Raw genomic sequence first — 18,901 nt, 5'->3', positions numbered from 1 at the left:
AACTACTTTATTTCGGGTAACTTTGAAACCATCAAACTCTCTCAACACTTCGCCAAAAACGAACACCAAAAAGCTTGAGGCTAGTGCGCGTTATGGAAAGCAGGACCACTACACCGCAGTCATGACCGGACTTCGATGCACGTCACAAACCCCAAAGACCTTCAGTTTTACTTCAGGAAGCGAAGTGGAATTATGCGTCCGGTTACAGAACATGCTAAGCGGGGAACAACTGTTTTCAACAGCAATCAACATGCCATTTCCTGCGGCTTTGGAGGAAACTTGTGTCGAACCGAGCAAACAATGAACCTGAAAGACTATCCAGTTCATATGACACCAGAAGTGCGTCCATAATGGCCCGACACAAAAGGGCGCGTTTGCTCCTAAAGACCTTCAATCAATCAGACCATGATGAGATGGAGAAACGGGCAAGAGTTCTATCAGAACTACTTGGGACATTTAAAACAGGAGCATGGATCGAACCCCTTTCTTCTGTGACTACGGTGACAATATCCACCTTGAGGCTGGCGTGTTCCTTAATTTCAACTGCACATTTCTGGATGGCGACCAGATCCAAATTGGAGAAGGGACTTTATTTGGACCAAACGTTCAGGTTTACGCCACCACGCACCCGCTCCTCCCCGAAGAGCGATTGTACGTCGAAAATGGGGTACCCAAGTATCGTACGTCGGCCCAGCCTGTGACCATCGGAAAACACGTGTGGATCGGGGGCGGATCGATCATCTTGCCTGGCGTTCAGATAGGTGATGGAACCACGATTGGTGCGGGTTCGGTTGTGACAAAATCTATGCCTGCGCGGGTCTTTGCAGCAGGCAACCCGGCGAAGATTATTCGAAAACTGTAACCTTTCGGAACACATAAAAGGCCGCTCTGATTGGAGCGACCTTTCTGTTGGCTTCACCGGTGTGGTTTTCGCACGCTTTTGCCAAAGGTCAAATCCACTGTCGCCACTATCACCCGCGTCTCGGGACCATTGAATTCAAACAAAAAAGGGCGCCTCGCAGGCGCCCTTTTCCGTCTGATCATTCGCTAGAGCGAATTATTCAGTGATCTTCGACACAACGCCGGCGCCGACGGTGCGGCCGCCTTCGCGGATCGCGAAGCGCAGACCCTGCTCCATCGCGATCGGTGCGATCAGCTCAACGTCGAACTTCAGGTTGTCGCCAGGCATAACCATTTCGGTGCCCTCGGGCAGGTTCACGGTGCCGGTGACGTCAGTCGTACGGAAGTAGAACTGAGGACGGTAGTTCGCGAAGAACGGCGTGTGACGGCCACCCTCTTCCTTGGTCAGGATATAGGCTTCGGCTTCGAACTTGGTGTGCGGGTTCACGGAACCTGGCTTACACAGAACCTGACCACGCTCAACGCCGTCACGGTCGATACCGCGCAGCAGGGCGCCGATGTTGTCGCCAGCTTCACCGCGGTCCAGCAGCTTGCGGAACATTTCCACACCGGTACAGGTGGTTTTCTTGGTGTCGCGGATGCCGACGATTTCGATCTCGTCGCCCACGTTGATCACGCCACGTTCCACACGACCGGTCACAACAGTACCGCGACCCGAGATCGAGAACACGTCTTCGACCGGCATCAGGAACGGCTGGTCAACAGCACGGGCCGGTGTCGGGATGTATTCGTCAACAGCTGCCATCAGCTCTTTGATCTTCTCTTCGCCGATTTCAGGGTTGTTGCCTTCCATCGCCGCCAGAGCCGAACCGGCAATGATCGGGATATCGTCGCCCGGGTATTCGTACGAAGACAGCAGCTCGCGGATTTCCATTTCCACCAGTTCCAGCAGCTCTTCGTCGTCGACCTGGTCAACTTTGTTCATGAAGACGACCATGTACGGGATGCCAACCTGGCGGCCCAGCAGGATGTGCTCGCGGGTCTGCGGCATCGGGCCGTCAGCTGCGTTCACAACCAGGATCGCGCCGTCCATCTGAGCGGCACCGGTGATCATGTTCTTGACGTAGTCAGCGTGGCCGGGGCAGTCGACGTGCGCATAGTGACGTGCGTCGGTCTCGTATTCCACGTGTGCGGTCGAGATGGTGATGCCGCGGGCTTTTTCTTCCGGCGCGCCGTCGATCTGGTCGTAGGCTTTGAAGTCGCCAAAATATTTGGTGATTGCTGCGGTCAGCGTGGTCTTGCCGTGGTCAACGTGGCCGATCGTGCCGATGTTGACGTGCGGTTTTGTACGCTCAAACTTTTCCTTTGCCATGGTGATGGCCTCCTTTTTCGGTAATGAAGGGAGCCCGCGGCGCGCGCTCCCCCAAATTTTCGCTTATGCGTATTTAGCCTGGATCTCTTCCGAGATGTTGCCAGGAACCGGATCGTAGTGATCGAACTGCATGGTGAACTGGGCACGGCCCGACGACATCGAACGCAGGGTGTTGATGTAGCCGAACATGTTTGCCAGCGGAACAAACGCATCGATTGCGATGGCGTTGCCGCGCGGCTCTTGGCCCGACACCTGACCGCGACGCGAGGTCAGGTCACCAATGATACCACCGGTGTACTCTTCCGGAGTGATCACTTCGACCTTCATCACCGGTTCCAGCAGTTTCGCGCCAGCTTTCTTCATGCCTTCGCGCATGCCCATACGAGCTGCGATTTCAAAGGCCAGAACGCTGGAGTCAACGTCGTGGAACTTACCGTCGATCAGGGCAACCTTGAAGTCGATCACGGGGAAGCCAGCCAACGGGCCGCTGTCCATGACGGACTGGATGCCTTTTTCGACACCGGGGATGTATTCCTTGGGAACAGCACCACCAACGATGCGGCTCTCGAAGGAGTAACCTTCGCCAGCTTCTGTCGGCGAGATGATCATCTTGACCTCGGCGAACTGACCCGAACCACCCGACTGTTTCTTGTGGGTGTAGGTGTGCTCGACCTCTTTCGAGATGGTCTCACGATAGGCAACCTGCGGCGCACCGATGTTCGCCTCGACCTTGAATTCACGCTTCAGACGGTCAACCAGGATGTCCAGGTGAAGTTCGCCCATGCCTTTCATGATGGTCTGGCCCGATTCCAGGTCAGTTTCCACACGGAAGGAGGGGTCTTCTGCAGCCAGACGACCCAGACCCTGAGACATTTTCTCTTGGTCTGCTTTGGTTTTCGGCTCAACCGCGATTTCGATCACCGGATCCGGGAAGGTCATGGTTTCCAGAACCACCGGATCGTTCTGTGCACACAGCGTGTCACCGGTTGTAGTGTCTTTCAGACCTGCCAGCGCAATGATGTCACCCGCGAACGCTTCGGTAATTTCCTCACGGTCGTTCGAGTGCATCATCATCATACGGCCAACGCGCTCTTTTTTACCCTTGGTCGAGTTCAAAAGAGTGTCGCCCTTGTTCAGGGTGCCCGAGTAGATGCGGGTGAAGGTCAGCGAACCAACGAAGGGGTCGTTCATGATTTTGAACGCCAGGCCCGAGAACGCCATGTCGTCGTCCGCACGGCGGGCGATGTCACGGGTTTCAGTTTCGTCGCCGGGTTTGAAGCCCATGTAATCAACAACGTCCAGCGGGCTGGGCAGATAGTCGATCACAGCGTTGAGCAGCGGCTGAACGCCTTTGTTCTTGAACGCCGAACCACCCAGAACCGGAACAAACGCCATTTCCAAGGTGCCCTTGCGCAGCAGTTTGCGCAGGGTCGGAACGTCGGGCTCGTTGCCTTCCAGGTATTCCATCATCGCGTCGTCGTCCATTTCGACGGCCGCTTCGATCATCTTACCGCGCCATTCGTCGGCCATGTCCTGCAGGCTTTCACGGATCGGTGCTTTGATCCACGACGCGCCAAGGTCTTCGCCCTGCCACAGCCATTCTTCCATGGTGACCAGATCAACCAGGCCTTCCAGCTCGGTTTCTGCGCCGATCGGAACACCAACCGGAACAGCGCGTGCGCCGGTGCGGTCTTCGATCATGTGAACGCAGTTGAAGAAGTCAGCGCCGATTTTGTCCATCTTGTTGACGAACACCATACGCGGAACCTTGTAGCGGTCAGCCTGACGCCACACGGTTTCGGTCTGGGGCTCAACACCAGCGTTGGCGTCCAGAACACAGACTGCACCGTCGAGAACAGCCAGCGAACGCTCAACTTCGATGGTGAAGTCAACGTGGCCGGGGGTGTCGATGATGTTCAGGCGGTGCTTTTCGGAATCAGCAGTCTGACCGTCTTCGGTGCGTTCCCAGAATGTGGTGGTCGCAGCCGAGGTGATGGTGATGCCGCGTTCCTGCTCCTGCTCCATCCAGTCCATGGTGGCTGCACCATCGTGCACCTCACCGATGTTGTGGGATTTGCCGGTGTAGTACAGGATCCGCTCCGAGCAGGTAGTTTTACCTGCATCGATGTGCGCCATGATACCGAAGTTACGGTAATGGTTGAGTGTATACTCGCGTGCCATTGGTCCAATGTCCTCTGGGAATTACCAACGATAGTGGCTGAACGCTTTGTTCGCTTCGGCCATCTTGTGAGTGTCTTCGCGCTTTTTGACGGCGGTACCACGGGACTGTACAGCGTCCAGCAGTTCGCCAGCCAGGCGCTCTTCCATGGTGTTTTCGTTGCGACCGCGCGATGCGGTGATCAACCAACGAATGGCCAGGGCTTCGCGGCGCTCAGGGCGGACTTCGACGGGAACCTGATAGGTTGCACCACCAACACGACGCGAGCGAACCTCGACCGACGGTTTGATGTTGTCGAGCGCTTCGTGGAAGACTTCGACAGGTGCGCGCTTGATCTTGTTCTCAACGCGGTCCAGCGCGTTGTAGACGATCTTTTCTGCGACCGACTTTTTGCCGTCGATCATCAGATTGTTCATGAATTTGGTCAGAACCTTGTCGCCAAATTTGGCGTCAGGCAGGACTTCGCGTTTTTCGGCGGCGTGACGACGTGACATATCAGCCTCTCCTTCTTACTTAGGACGCTTCGCGCCGTACTTCGAACGACGTTGCTTACGGTCTTTGACGCCCTGGGTATCCAGAACACCGCGAAGGATGTGGTAACGCACACCGGGAAGGTCTTTTACACGACCACCACGGATCAGAACCACCGAGTGCTCCTGAAGGTTGTGGCTTTCACCGGGGATGTACGAGATGACCTCGAAACCGTTGGTCAGGCGCACTTTGGCAACCTTACGCATAGCCGAGTTCGGCTTTTTCGGTGTGGTAGTGTACACGCGGGTGCAGACGCCACGCTTTTGCGGGCACTGCTCAAGGTGCATGGACTTCGAGCGTTTTACTTTAGGCTGACGCGGCTTGCGGATCAGCTGTTGAATAGTTGGCATTCCGGTTTCTTCCCCGTTTTGCAACACACATGACATGCACGCGCGTTGCGTGCGGCTAAACTTGCTGCGTTCGTGCGTCCACAAGCGCAAAATCCGCGAACGTTCCCATTCCGAGGTGAACGTCGCGGTTGGTTCTCAGAGGGCGCGAACGATAAAAGAGTTCGGGCCTTGACCACTCCATCTCTGAAGTCGGCGGCGGGGCGACCCCCTATGCCGAGATAGCGCGCGTATATGGGAGTCGGGGCAAGTGTCAACACCGGCCTCAGACTGACCCGAAACAGGATGCTCTGTCCCTTGTCGGGGCATCGGCCTAGCAGGCATAGTGCGCAAAAGCAGATACGAGCAAAAGAGTCCCCGATGCAAGTGATTGGCCTGTGCCGTTTTTCTTATCCCGCCATCGGTGGATTTCAGGTCGAGCACGACTCGATCGAAGATCGGATCAAGTTCTTGTATCAAGAAGATCGTCTGGAAGAGCGATTTCGGTTGATGGAAACCGTCGCCCTACCCTGTCTTCGGGAACAAACAGATCAAGAGTTTGAGCTGATAATCGTGATCGGCGACAGCCTCCCCCAGATTCACCGTGATCGATTGCATGATTTGACGGCTGGCATTCCACAAATACGTATCGTGTCCGAACCACCCCGTCGTCAGCGTGAAGTTATGAAAGAACTGCTTCAATCCGCCCGCAAGGACCCATCGAAACCTTGCCTTCAGTTCCGGCATGACGATGACGATGCGATTTCGTTGGATTTCGTCGAACGTTTGCGTGAAGCGGTGAACGATTGTCCGGGTCTTATTCGAGACAATCACACTGTGGCATTTGATTATAACCGTGGGTATGTCGCCGAAGTTGGCGCTGACGGTATTGCCGCGACGGACATGTTTCGCCCCTTATATGTCGCCTCTTTGGGCATGTACGTCGGGGGTGGCAGCAGACTGACGATCATGAATTTCGCGCATGAAAAGATCAATCGCTTCATGCCCGTTGTCAGCTACACTGACCAACCCATGTGGTTGCGAACACATAATGGATACAATGACTCGCGACAGAAGAAGGTCAAAGCAGTCCCGGTTGAACCACTGACGCCCGAACAGGAAGAAGAGTTCGAAATTCGCTTTGCAGTACGTGCAACAGAAATTCGTCGCGCATTTCGATCCACCTGAAACTTGATCCGGTCAGACTAGCCACCCTTACGCGAACGCTCTCGAAACAGGGTGAACAATCCGGTTGCGACGACAATGCAGGCGCCCAATAACGTGATCGGGTCTGGCCAATCCCCAAACATGGCCCAACCAAGAAGCAAGGCCCAAATCAATCCGGTGTAGCGAAACGGTGCGACAAATGACACGTCCCCAGCCCGCATGACCATGACACTGCACAAATACCCCAACAGCACAAAAACAGCTGCACCGGCAACCAACCCCACTAACGAAGGCGTCACCGCGACCCATGTTTCTGTTGTTGATGCCAGTGCCGCAGCGCCGGTAACAGACACTGCCGTCGCCAATGTTACCGTCATCGACGGGACATTGGCAGACATCTTTCGGGTCACCAGGTCGCGAAGTGTTACCAATACAACTGCCACAAGGGCATAGATTGAATAAATGTTGAAACCGTCAGGGCCCGGTCGGACAATCAGCAACATGCCACAAAACCCGATTGCAATTGCCAAAAAACGCCTCCACCCGACTTGCTCACCAAAGAACAACGCGGCCCCCAATGTGACGGTCAGTGGCAGCGCCTGAAGAACCGCCGTGACGTTGGCAAGCGGGATATTCATCAGCGCCTGAAGAAAAAAGTAGGTTGTCGCGACCTCGGCCAAGCAACGGAGGGCTACAAGCCAGCGATCTGCTCGGGGTATGTTAAAATCGATCTGACCGACATAGCGCGCCAAAACGTAGATCAAAACGCAGGTGAACACGCCACGCATCGTGATCAGCTGAAACAAGGGGATCGAAGCACCAAGGTGTTTCATAAGCGCGTCGTTGAACGTAAAAGCCGCCATACTGCTCATCATCAGCAGAGCGCCCTTTATGTTGGGTGACATGTTCAAAGTTCTCTCAAATCATCCAGAGACACCTCAAAATGTGTTTTGAGGTCTTTCGCAATGTCTTCGGGCGTCATCTTGTGCGTCAGCCCCATCTGAGATGGATTTGATTTATTGTCACCGTGAATCGTGCGGATGAACGACGGCACTGAAATGTCCGTGTAGGTGTTGAAATGCTGAGCGAACTTTCGATGATTGAACCGATACGGATTTGCACCGTGGTGAACCGGGGCCACCAATGTGGTTCCCGTCGACAACGGCGCACGTTCGCACGCATCAAAGATCTCAGGCTCGCCGCCCGTTGTGCGCACATAGAACCCGCGATTGTAGGCTATGACAAACGGGGACCGGGTTGACTGAAGTTTGAGCATCCCATGCGCCAGCCGTTTGGTGCGTTTGACAAAGTTGATGTCGACCGCGTCATCGTCATCCAAACGAAACAGGATACGATGCGTATAGTCCTCTTTCGGAACCGAGTTATATCCGTTTTGTAGCAGCTTATAATGGTTGTCGGTTCCAACCGGCTGGCAATGAATGTTCGGAAGCGGTTCTAGCAAATCCAGAAGCCGCTCAAGATACTGATCCGGCATGGATTCCGCCGTCAGAACAATCATCGTGAAGTCGGGATCAGATTGGCGAACCAGAGACGGAAGGCACAATTTTTCGAACAAGTGAAACCGCAGCTCCATCCGCTGGGGCGAAAAGATGTGCGCCGCTGTCTTCTCCAGCGTGTCAAAACGTTCCGAATAGTAAGTCGGCGTCAGTACCGAAAACCGCAACAGACCAATTGTATTGAGTTTCGGCATGTCCCGGCCCCATCGCAAATCTTACTCACATGACACCGGACGCAACCAAAATGGAAGTCTAGATACACAAAAACGAGCAGACCTTTCGATCTGCCCGTTCGATTGTCGACCAAATCAGCCCGGATCAGTCTTCGATCGCAGTGATCATGTCGACCCGCGTGGCATGTCGACCGCCTTCGAACCTGGCGTCCAGAAAGGCATCAACAATTTCCAGCGCAAGCGCATCACCAACAACGCGCGCTCCGATCGACAACATGTTTGCATCATTGTGTTCGCGGATCATGCGGGCAGAAAAGGGATCGGCACAGACACCGCACCGGATGCCTTTGACTTTGTTGGCGGCCATCATGATGCCCTGCCCTGTACCGCATAGAATAACACCCAGATCGGCATCACCGGTTGCCACCTGACGGGCTGCGGCTTCACCGTGTTTGGGATAATGGGTGCTCTCAGTGGTGGTTGGGCCAATATCGACCACCTCATAGCCCTTGGCCTCGATATGCCTGGACAATGTCTGGCGCAGGTCGATGGCCGCGTGATCACTGGATAGAACGATGCGTGTCATAGGGTGTCGTCCGTGTTGCGGAGTGTAGAGGACAATTCTGCAGCTCCTGTATCAGAGGGTCGGAAAAAGAAAAACCCCCGCACGTTTGGTGCGGGGGCTTTTTTGTTCGTTTTCGCGAAGATCAATCGCGGCTTTCAGGCGTATCGACCAACGTGTCGAAATCATCATCGCCGATAATGTCACCTTCCATGACCGGAGCGGCCAATGCGGCTGCGGCTTCTGCTTCTTCGCGGCGCGCTTCGATCACGACATTGTCGCGGTCGGTTGCAATGCGACGAACGCTTTGGGTGGCACCACCTGTACCGGCCGGGATCAAACGACCAACGATGACGTTCTCTTTCAGGCCCACCAGCTTGTCTTTCTTACCTTGGACAGATGCCTCGGTAAGAACACGAGTGGTTTCCTGGAACGACGCCGCCGAGATGAACGAACGGGTCTGCAACGAAGCCTTGGTGATACCCAACAGGATCGGTTCACCCTGAGCCGGACGGCCACCACGTGCCAACGTCTTCTCGTTGGCTGCGTCGAACTCCTGCTTGTCCACGTGTTCGCCTTTGAGCAGCGTGGAGTCACCCGAATCCAGGATCTCCCACTTCTGCAGCATCTGGCGCACGATGACCTCGATGTGCTTATCGTTGATCTTCACGCCCTGCAGACGATAGACGTCCTGAACCTCGTCGATCATGTAGTCAGCCAAGGCCTCGACACCCATGATGGACAGGATGTCATGCGGCGCCGGGTTGCCGTCCATGATGTAGTCGCCCTTCTGGATGAAGTCACCTTCCTGGACAGGAATGTGCTTGCCCTTGGGCACCATGTATTCGACGGGTTCCATGCTCTCGTCCGACGGCTCGATGGTGATGCGACGCTTGTTCTTGTAGTCGCGGCCAAAGCGCACGTAACCATCTTGCTCGGCGATGATTGCATGGTCCTTGGGGCGACGTGCTTCGAACAGTTCGGCAACACGCGGCAGACCACCGGTGATGTCCTTGGTCTTGGCACCTTCACGCGGGATACGCGCAACAACGTCACCGGCTTGAACCTTGTCACCATCTTCGATCGACAAAATCGCATCCACGGACATCGGATAGTGAACCGGGTTGCCCGCGTCATTGCGGACCGGCTCACCATCTTCGCCCACCAGGATGATTTCCGGTTTCAGCTCGTTGCCTTTGGGTGCTGCACGCCAGTCGATCACGATCTTCTGGGTCATGCCGGTGGCATCGTCGGTCTCGTCGCGCACGGCGAGGCCAGACACCAGGTCGACATACTTCGCGGTACCGTCCTTCTCGGCGATGATCGGCAGGGTGTACGGGTCCCATTCGAACAGCTTGTCGCCACGGGCGATCTTGTCACCGTCCTTGACGAACAACTTGGAGCCATAGCCCAGCTTGTGGCTGGCACGTTCCTCACCGTGTTCGTCCTTGATCACCAGCTTCATGTTCCGGCCCATGACCAGGATTTCGCCTGCGGAATTGGCCAGAACCTGCGGGTTCTCGAACGAAACCACACCGTCTTGACTGGCTTCCTGGAACGACTGCTGACCACCTTGCGCAACACCGCCGATGTGGAACGTTCGCATCGTCAGCTGTGTACCAGGTTCACCGATGGACTGGGCGGCGATGATGCCGACAGCCTCACCCGTGTTGACCCGCGTACCACGTGCAAGGTCACGACCATAGCAGGTAGCACAAACGCCTTCCTCGGACTCACAGGTCAGAGGCGAGCGGATGCGCATCGAAGCAACACCGGCCTCGTCAATGGTGTCGGCCATGCGTTCGTCGATCAACTGACCCGCAGCGACCAGAACCTCTTCCGTACCCGGACGCAGAACGTCATCGGCAGAGACACGACCCAGCACACGTTCGGCCAGCGAAGCGACAACCTCGCCGTCGTTGACCGCAGCTTCGGCGGTGATCGCACGTTCAGTACCACAGTCGATCTCACGAACGATGCAGTCCTGCGCCACGTCCACCAGACGACGGGTCAGGTAACCCGAGTTCGCCGTCTTCAGAGCGGTATCCGACAGACCCTTACGGGCACCGTGGGTCGAGTTGAAGTACTCGAGAACCGTCAGACCTTCTTTAAAGTTCGAGATGATCGGTGTCTCGATGATGTCGCCGTTCGGCTTGGCCATCAGGCCACGCATACCGCCCAGCTGTTTCATCTGAGTAACCGAGCCACGCGCACCCGAGTGGGCCATCATGTAGACCGAGTTCGGTTCTTTGTCCGAGCCATCTTCGGCCTTCTGAACGTCCGAGATCGAGCCCATCATCGCATCGGTGACGCGGTCGTTACACTTCGACCAGGCATCGACAACCTTGTTGTACTTCTCACCTTGGGTGATCAGGCCGTCCATGTACTGCTGTTCAAAGTCTTTCACCTGATCGCGGGTCTCGTCCACAATCTCCCACTTGTCGTCCGGGATCAGCATGTCGTCTTTACCAAACGAAATACCGGCCTTGAACGCCTCGCGGAAGCCCATGGTCATGATCTGGTCACAGAAGATAACCGACTCTTTCTGACCGCAGTAACGGTAGACGGTGTCGATGACCTGCTGCACCTCTTTCTTACGCAACAGACGATTCACCAGTTCGAACGGTGCTTTTGCGTTGGCAGGTAGCAGCGCGCCCAAACGAACACGGCCCGGCGTGGTTTCAAAGCGCATCAGCACTTCGTTGCCTTCGTCGTCGTACTGCGGGATACGCGCGGTGATCTTGGTGTGCAGATGCACAACACCAGCGTCCAGAGCGTGCTGAACTTCTTCGATCGAGCCGAACACCATGCCTTGGCCCGGCATGCCTTCGCGTTCCAGGGTCAGATAGTAGAGACCCAAGATCATATCCTGCGACGGAACGATGATCGGCGCGCCGTTTGCAGGCGACAGAACGTTGTTCGTCGACATCATCAGAACGCGTGCTTCCAACTGCGCCTCAAGGCTCAGCGGAACGTGAACAGCCATCTGGTCACCGTCAAAGTCAGCGTTAAAGGCCGAACAGACCAGCGGGTGCAGCTGGATGGCTTTACCTTCGATCAGGACCGGCTCAAACGCCTGAATGCCAAGACGGTGCAGCGTCGGCGCACGGTTCAGCATGACAGGGTGTTCGCGGATCACCTCGTCGAGGATATCCCAAACTTCCGGACGCTCTTTCTCGACCAGTTTTTTCGCCTGTTTCACGGTCGAAGACAGACCTTTGGCCTCAAGCCGCGAGTAGATGAACGGCTTGAACAGCTCGAGCGCCATCTTCTTGGGCAGACCGCACTGGTGCAGCTTGAGTTCCGGACCGGTCACAATGACCGAACGGCCCGAGAAGTCGACGCGCTTACCCAGAAGGTTCTGACGGAAGCGACCCTGCTTACCTTTCAGCATGTCCGACAGCGATTTCAGCGGACGCTTGTTGGCGCCGGTGATCACGCGGCCACGACGGCCGTTGTCGAACAGAGCGTCAACGGATTCCTGCAACATCCGCTTTTCGTTGCGGACAATGATGTCAGGCGCGCGCAGCTCGATCAGACGCTTCAGACGGTTGTTCCGGTTAATCACGCGGCGATACAGATCGTTCAGATCCGACGTCGCGAAACGGCCACCATCCAGCGGCACCAGCGGGCGCAGTTCTGGCGGGATCACGGGGATCACGGTCAGAACCATCCACTCAGGCCGGTTGCCCGACTCGAGGAAGCTCTCAACAACCTTCAGGCGCTTGATGATTTTCTTGGGCTTCAGCTCGCCGGTTGCTTCGGCCAGATCAGCACGCAGCTGCTCGGCTTCGGCTTCCAGGTCGATGGCAGCCAGCATCTCACGGATCGCTTCGGCACCGATGTTCGCGGTGAAGGCGTCCATTCCATACGCGTCTTGCGCATCCATGTACTCTTCTTCGGTCAGCATCTGGCCGTAGGTCAGGTCAGTCAGACCGGGCTCGATGACAACATAGTTTTCAAAGTACAGAACACGTTCCAGATCGCGCAGCGTCATGTCCAGCATCAGACCAATGCGGGACGGCAGCGATTTCAGGAACCAGATGTGTGCAACAGGCGCGGCCAGTTCGATGTGGCCCATACGCTCGCGGCGCACTTTCTGGAGAGTAACTTCGACACCACATTTCTCGCAGACAACGCCGCGATACTTCATGCGCTTGTATTTGCCGCACAGGCATTCGTAGTCTTTGATCGGGCCAAAGATGCGTGCGCAGAACAAACCGTCACGCTCGGGCTTGAACGTACGATAGTTGATGGTTTCCGGCTTTTTGATTTCGCCGTAGGACCACGACAGAATCCGTTCGGGGCTGGCCAGCGAAACTTTGATTTCATCAAAGACCTTCGGCGGCGTCAGCGGATTAAACGGGTTGTTCGTCAGTTCTTGGTTCATCTGGGGACCTCGCTCAGGGCTACTGTGCAGCCGTGTCGGCAAACTTGGGGTTGGATGGCATATAAGCTGCCAACATATGGCTTACGATGCGGGACACGACTTCGGGTTTGACGTGCCGCAGATCATTTTCAAAAGAGGCGTTGCCGCCTGAAATGACGATTTCATAGCTGGGGAAGTAATCGACCCCATCGTATTTGGCAGAGATCGCGCCGGCGACGGCGCGCAATGTGGCTTTGGAGGTGCCGTTGGCGACCACGCAGTCTTCGAGACCAAAGGTGGAGGTCAAAGGCACAGGAGACACAGTCAGCAAGACATTCGGACAACCCTGTCTTTGCACAGTGACGACGATTTCGTCGACCATGGCTAGGATGTCGTCATACTGCAACCGCACCAACTGGAACCGGTCTGGATACTGAGCGACCCAACGCCCCGATGGGGGCACGTTCAGGTACAGCTCGGCTTCGGTGTCATACCATGCTTCTGTCAGGCCCAGCGTAATGATGGTCAGGTTGGATTTCGGCAGTTCCGTCGCATAAAGATCGCGAATTTCCTGCCGCCGTTCCTTCATCCGCTTAGGTGTGACCGCAATGCGGCCCGTGCGCAGCAGCGCATCCACCACCCCATCGCCTTTTTCGTAAAAGGCCGCGTCAGAAATGCCGCCCTCAATCTCGCGGACACATTGCAACATGGTGCCCGCGTTATATTGATTGAGCGCCTTGTTATCGCGACCGGTGGCCGTGATTTCAGACCGCGGGGTTTTGTAGTGCAACGTCGGCACCTCGACCCCGTGGGTGGCTAATTCTTCTTCGATATTACGGGCAAAGCATGACCCGATGGTGAACACCTGCTGACCGGCATCAATGGTGAAACTGGGTGTGATCTTGGGGTAGGTCCAACGCTGAAAAACCCGGTCGCTCTCGCGGCCGGGGTATTTGCGGGCGGTGTTACCCTTGGCATTGGCAAAGGCGTCTTTGCCTGAGAGGATCACGGCGCACATATTGGCTATTTCTCCTACCGTTTCACGATCTCACGCGTTGGAAAGAGAGGGGCCAAAAGCCCCTACTCGTCTTCTTCCGCGTCCAGCAGTTCCATGTTAAGGCCAAGGCCACGCACCTCTTTGACGAGGACGTTAAACGATTCTGGCACGCCAGCTTCGAAGTTGTCCTCACCTTTGACGATGCTTTCATAAACCTTGGTCCGGCCTGCCACGTCATCCGATTTTACCGTCAGCATTTCCTGCAGGGTGTAAGCGGCGCCGTAAGCTTCCAGAGCCCAGACTTCCATCTCACCAAAGCGCTGACCACCGAACTGCGCCTTACCACCCAGCGGCTGCTGAGTAACAAGCGAGTACGGGCCGGTCGAACGCGCGTGGATCTTGTCGTCAACCAGGTGGTGCAGTTTCAGCAGGTACTTGATGCCAACGGTGACCGGACGTGCAAACTGCTCACCGGTGCGACCGTCGAACAGAACCGACTGACCGCTTTCCGAGAAGCCCGCACGCACCAGCGCGTCGTTAACGTCTGCCTCTTTGGCACCGTCAAAGACCGGCGTTGCGATCGGCACACCACGGGTCACGTTGCCTGCGGCTTCGACCAGCTCGGCCTCTGTCAGATCGGACAGACCCTCTTCGTAGACGTTGTCACCATAAGCATGGTGCATCGCTTCACGAACCGGGGTCAGGTCGCCCGACCGGCGGTATTCCTGCAGCGCCTCATCGACGTTCAGACCCAGACCGCGCGCGGCCCAACCCATGTGGGTTTCAAGGATCTGACCAACGTTCATACGCGAGGGAACACCCAGCGGGTTCAGACAGAAGTCGACCGGCGTACCATCTGCGAGGAACGGCATGTCTTCCATCGGTACAACCTTGGAAATAACACCTTTGTTCCCGTGACGACCGGCCATCTTGTCGCCCGGCTGCAGCTTACGCTTCACGGCGATAAAGACTTTGACCATCTTCATCACACCCGGCGGCAGGTCGTCGCCACGGCGGACTTTTTCGACCTTGTCTTCGAAACGGGCATCCAAAGCGCGCTTTTGCACTTCGTACTGCTCGTTCAGAGCCTCGACCACCTGTGCGTCCTGCTCGTCTTCCAGGGCCAGTTGCCACCACTGACCACGGATCAGCGTGTCCAGCAGCTCTTCGGTGATTTCCGAACCGGCGCGGACCCCTTTGGGGCCTTTGACAGCGGTTTTACCCAGCAGCATGCCTTTGAGACGGGCATAGATGTTGCGGTCCAGGATCGCCATTTCGTCGTCCCGGTCACGGGCCAGACGCTCGACTTCTTCACGCTCGATCTGCAGCGCACGTTCGTCTTTTTCGACGCCGTGACGGTTGAAGACGCGCACTTCGACGACGGTACCGAAATCACCCGGCTTCACGCGCAGCGAGGTGTCGCGCACGTCAGATGCTTTTTCACCAAAGATGGCGCGCAGCAGCTTCTCTTCCGGGGTCATTGGGCTTTCGCCCTTGGGTGTGATCTTGCCGACCAGAATATCGCCCGGCTCAACATCGGCACCGATGTAAACGATGCCAGCCTCGTCGAGGTTACGCAGCGCTTCTTCACCGACGTTCGGGATGTCGCGGGTGATCTCTTCCGGACCCAACTTGGTGTCACGGGCCGCGACTTCGAATTCTTCGATGTGAACCGAAGTAAAGACGTCATCACGCGCGATACGTTCGCTGATCAGGATCGAGTCTTCGTAGTTGTAACCGTTCCAAGGCATGAACGCGACGACCACGTTCTTACCCAGGGCCAGTTCACCCATGTCGGTAGACGGACCATCGGCAATCACTTCGCCCTTGCGAACCGTGTCGCCTACTTTCACCAGCGGACGCTGGTTGATGCAGGTGTTTTGGTTCGAACGCTGGAATTTGCGCATCCGGTAGATGTCAACTCCAGCGTCGCCCAGTTCCAGATCTTCGGTGGCGCGGATAACGATACGCTGCGCATCAACTTGGTCGATGATACCTGCGCGTTTCGCCATATACGCCGCACCCGAGTCACGGGCCACAACTTCTTCGATACCGGTTCCAACAAGTGGCGCCTCGGCACGCAGCAGCGGAACCGCCTGACGTTGCATGTTCGAGCCCATCAGAGCGCGGTTGGCGTCGTCGTTTTCCAGGAACGGGATCAGCGAGGCCGCAACCGAGACCAACTGCTTGGGCGACACGTCGATCAGGTCCACGTTTTCACGCGGGGCCAGAGTGTAATCACCCGACTGACGGGTTGACACCAGATCGTTGATAAATTTGCCGTTCTCGTCCAGCGTCGCGTTGGCCTGAGCCACAGTGTGACGCATTTCTTCGGTCGCGGACATGTAGTGAACTTCATCCGTAACCTCAGCGTCTTTGACAACGCGGTAAGGTGTTTCGATGAAGCCATACTTGTTCACGCGGGCAAACGTGGCCAGCGAGTTGATCAGACCGATGTTCGGACCTTCAGGCGTTTCAATCGGACACATCCGACCATAGTGGGTCGGGTGCACGTCGCGAACCTCAAAGCCAGCACGCTCACGTGTCAGACCACCGGGGCCAAGCGCCGAAAGACGGCGTTTGTGGGTAACCTCGGACAGCGGGTTGGTCTGGTCCATGAACTGCGACAGCTGCGAGGAGCCAAAGAATTCGCGGACAGCAGCAGCTGCCGGCTTCGCGTTGATCAGGTCCTGCGGCATGACGGTGTCGATTTCGACCGACGACATACGCTCTTTGATCGCGCGTTCCATGCGCAGCAGGCCGACGCGGTACTGGTTTTCCATCAGCTCGCCGACCGAGCGCACACGACGGTTGCCCAAGTGGTCGATATCGTCGACGTCACCACGTCCATCACGCAGGTCAACCAGAGCCTTGATACAGGCCACGATGTCTTCCTTGCGCAGGGTGCGCTGGGTGTCTTCGGCATCCAGTGCCAGACGCATGTTCATTTTCACGCGGCCAACAGCCGACAGATCATAACGCTCGCTGTCAAAGAACAGCGTGTCGAACAGAGCCGAAGCAGCTTCGACGGTGGGCGGCTCGCCCGGGCGCATGACGCGGTAGATGTCCATGAGCGCGGTGTCGCGGCCCATGTTCTTGTCCTGCGCCATAGTGTTGCGCATGTAGGGGCCGACGTTGACGTTGTCGATGTCCAGAACCGGGATGTCAGCGATGCCCGCGTCGATCAGTTCCTTGACGGTACCGCCGATCAGGTCGCCATCTTTGTCGTATTCCAGGGTAAGTTCATCACCGGCTTCGACGTAAATCGCGCCATTTTCTTCGTTGATGATGTCCTTGGCGACAAATTTGCCCACGATGTGGTCGAACGGCACCAGCAGATCGGTGACGCTGCCTTCGTCGATCAGTTTCTTGACCGCGCGCGGAGTGACCTTCTTGCCAGCTTCGGCAATCACTTCACCGGATTTTGCGTCAACCAGATCATAGGTCGGACGGGTGCCGCGTACACGCTCGGGGAAGAACGGGGCGACCCAGCCCTTGTTCTTGTCCAGCTTGTAGGACACGGTGTTGTAATAGGCATCCATGATCGCTTCTTGATCTAGGCCCAATGCATACAACAGCGTGGTCACAGGCAGTTTGCGGCGACGGTCGATCCGGGCAAAGACGATGTCTTTGGCGTCGAACTCGAAGTCCAGCCAGCTGCCGCGATACGGGATAATGCGGCAGGCAAACAGCAGTTTACCCGAGGAATGGGTTTTGCCCTTGTCATGGTCAAAGAACACACCAGGCGAACGGTGCATCTGGGACACGATCACACGCTCGGTGCCGTTCACGATGAACGTACCGTTCGGTGTCATCAGGGGCATGTCGCCCATGAACACGTCCTGTTCCTTGATATCTTTGACCGACTTGGCGCCAGTGTCCTCATCGACATCAAATACGATCAGGCGCAGGGTGACTTTCAGCGGCGCGCTGTAGGTCATGTCGCGCTGCATGCACTCTTCGACGTCGTATTTGGGTTTCTCCAGATCGTATTTCACGAACTCCAGAACGGAAGTTTCATTGAAATCCTTGATCGGGAAAACCGATTGGAACACACCTTTGATGCCCTCACCGTCAAGCGGCAGCTCGGCATCGCCAGAGCGCAGGAACAGATCATAAGATGATTTTTGAACCTCGATGAGGTTCGGCATATCCAGCACTTCGCGGATCTTGCCATAATATTTACGAAGACGTTTCTGGCCAAGGAACGTTTGAGCCATGTCAGATGTCACCTTTTCAAGTTCTCACCGGTCAAGTCTGCCGCCGGGCCCCAGCAGCTTAACCATTCGAGACAACGCGATCAGATCAATTCATGGCCACCGTCCCGAGTGGCGGCCTCCCGATCTATGAACCGCGTCTTAGAAAAGGCTTTGGGCAACAAAGCCCTTTCTAAGACAGGTTCGGCTGGACCCGGATTTCTCCGGGCCCAGCCAAATTTTGCGATGCATCAGCGATGCACCTGCCGAATGGCTTAGGCCACTTCGACTTCGGCGCCAGCTGCTTCCAGCTTGCCTTTGACGTCTTCGGCTTCTGCCTTGTCGACGCCTTCTTTGATCTTGCCGCCAGCTTCGACCAGTTCTTTGGCTTCTTTCAGGCCCAGGCCTGTCAGAGCGCGAACTTCTTTGATCACGTTGATTTTCGAAGCGCCGGCTGTTCTTCAGAACGACGTCGAATTCGGTTTTTTCTTCCTCAGCTGCGCCACCGGCGTCGCCACCGGCTGCCATGACAACTGCGCCGCCAGCTGCGGGCTCGATGCCATATTCGTCTTTGAGGATGGTTTTCAGTTCTTGTGCTTCCAGCAGGGTCAGACCCACGATGCTTTCTGCGAGTGCTTTCAGATCAGCCAT

The 18,901-nt window shown here is 56.3% G+C and carries 12 protein-coding genes and 2 pseudogenes; 3 read left to right on the top strand and 11 right to left on the bottom strand.

Annotated features, from left to right (window positions below; all coding sequences use genetic code 11):
- Positions 1 to 281: 281 nt before the first annotated feature.
- Together ACZ1HE_RS02530 and ACZ1HE_RS02525 are read left to right on the top strand one after the other, a co-directional pair.
- Positions 282 to 446: pseudogene (locus tag ACZ1HE_RS02530) on the top strand (maltose acetyltransferase domain-containing protein); the annotation flags it as partial.
- A 23-nt stretch (positions 447 to 469) separates the two neighbouring features.
- Positions 470 to 862: a sugar O-acetyltransferase gene (locus tag ACZ1HE_RS02525; protein WP_472619425.1), complete on the top strand. Its 393-nt coding sequence runs from the start codon at positions 470 to 472 to the stop codon at positions 860 to 862.
- A 195-nt stretch (positions 863 to 1,057) separates the two neighbouring features.
- Here ACZ1HE_RS02525 and tuf read toward each other — a convergent pair whose 3' ends face one another.
- From tuf to rpsL, 4 genes are all read right to left on the bottom strand, one after another.
- Entirely contained in the window at positions 1,058 to 2,233 is a 1,176-nt protein-coding gene (gene tuf, locus ACZ1HE_RS02520; RefSeq protein WP_472619424.1) for an elongation factor Tu, read from the bottom strand.
- A 63-nt stretch (positions 2,234 to 2,296) separates the two neighbouring features.
- Entirely contained in the window at positions 2,297 to 4,414 is a 2,118-nt protein-coding gene (fusA, locus tag ACZ1HE_RS02515; RefSeq protein ID WP_472619423.1) for an elongation factor G, read from the bottom strand.
- Between the two features lie 21 nt (positions 4,415 to 4,435).
- Entirely contained in the window at positions 4,436 to 4,906 is a 471-nt protein-coding gene (gene rpsG / locus ACZ1HE_RS02510; protein ID WP_085794060.1) for a 30S ribosomal protein S7, read from the bottom strand.
- Positions 4,907 to 4,921: 15 nt separating this feature from the next.
- The gene (rpsL, locus tag ACZ1HE_RS02505) at positions 4,922 to 5,293 is read right to left on the bottom strand and encodes a 30S ribosomal protein S12 (protein ID WP_005621086.1); all 372 of its coding nucleotides are present in this window, start codon (positions 5,291 to 5,293) and stop codon (positions 4,922 to 4,924) included.
- Between the two features lie 357 nt (positions 5,294 to 5,650).
- Here rpsL and ACZ1HE_RS02500 point away from each other — a divergent pair, with 357 nt between their 5' ends.
- Positions 5,651 to 6,457, top strand: a complete 807-nt coding sequence (locus ACZ1HE_RS02500) for a putative rhamnosyl transferase (RefSeq protein WP_472619422.1) — start codon at positions 5,651 to 5,653, stop codon at positions 6,455 to 6,457.
- A gap of 17 nt (positions 6,458 to 6,474) precedes the next feature.
- Here the strand turns inward: ACZ1HE_RS02500 and ACZ1HE_RS02495 are convergent, their stop codons facing one another.
- The 7 genes and pseudogenes from ACZ1HE_RS02495 to rplL form a co-directional block, all read right to left on the bottom strand.
- Positions 6,475 to 7,341, bottom strand: a complete 867-nt coding sequence (locus ACZ1HE_RS02495; RefSeq protein ID WP_472619421.1) for a DMT family transporter — start codon at positions 7,339 to 7,341, stop codon at positions 6,475 to 6,477.
- A 2-nt stretch (positions 7,342 to 7,343) separates the two neighbouring features.
- Entirely contained in the window at positions 7,344 to 8,147 is an 804-nt protein-coding gene (locus ACZ1HE_RS02490) for a glycosyltransferase (RefSeq protein WP_472619420.1), read from the bottom strand.
- A gap of 124 nt (positions 8,148 to 8,271) precedes the next feature.
- The gene (rpiB, locus tag ACZ1HE_RS02485; protein ID WP_472619419.1) at positions 8,272 to 8,712 is read right to left on the bottom strand and encodes a ribose 5-phosphate isomerase B; all 441 of its coding nucleotides are present in this window, start codon (positions 8,710 to 8,712) and stop codon (positions 8,272 to 8,274) included.
- 121 nt (positions 8,713 to 8,833) lie between these two features.
- Positions 8,834 to 13,078 carry a DNA-directed RNA polymerase subunit beta' gene (rpoC, locus tag ACZ1HE_RS02480; RefSeq protein ID WP_472619418.1) on the bottom strand — a complete coding sequence of 1,415 codons (4,245 nt, stop codon included), beginning with the start codon at positions 13,076 to 13,078 and terminating at the stop codon, positions 8,834 to 8,836.
- A gap of 19 nt (positions 13,079 to 13,097) precedes the next feature.
- Entirely contained in the window at positions 13,098 to 14,075 is a 978-nt protein-coding gene (locus ACZ1HE_RS02475; RefSeq protein WP_472619417.1) for a GSCFA domain-containing protein, read from the bottom strand.
- Between the two features lie 62 nt (positions 14,076 to 14,137).
- Entirely contained in the window at positions 14,138 to 18,274 is a 4,137-nt protein-coding gene (rpoB, locus tag ACZ1HE_RS02470) for a DNA-directed RNA polymerase subunit beta (protein ID WP_472619416.1), read from the bottom strand.
- 251 nt (positions 18,275 to 18,525) lie between these two features.
- Positions 18,526 to 18,901 (bottom strand): annotated as a pseudogene (gene rplL / locus ACZ1HE_RS02465) (50S ribosomal protein L7/L12).

It is taken from the genome of Falsiruegeria sp. JB4-1, assembly GCF_055693495.1.
The sequence above is the reverse complement of the archived record's forward strand: the minus strand, read 5'-3'. Positions and strand labels throughout refer to the sequence as shown.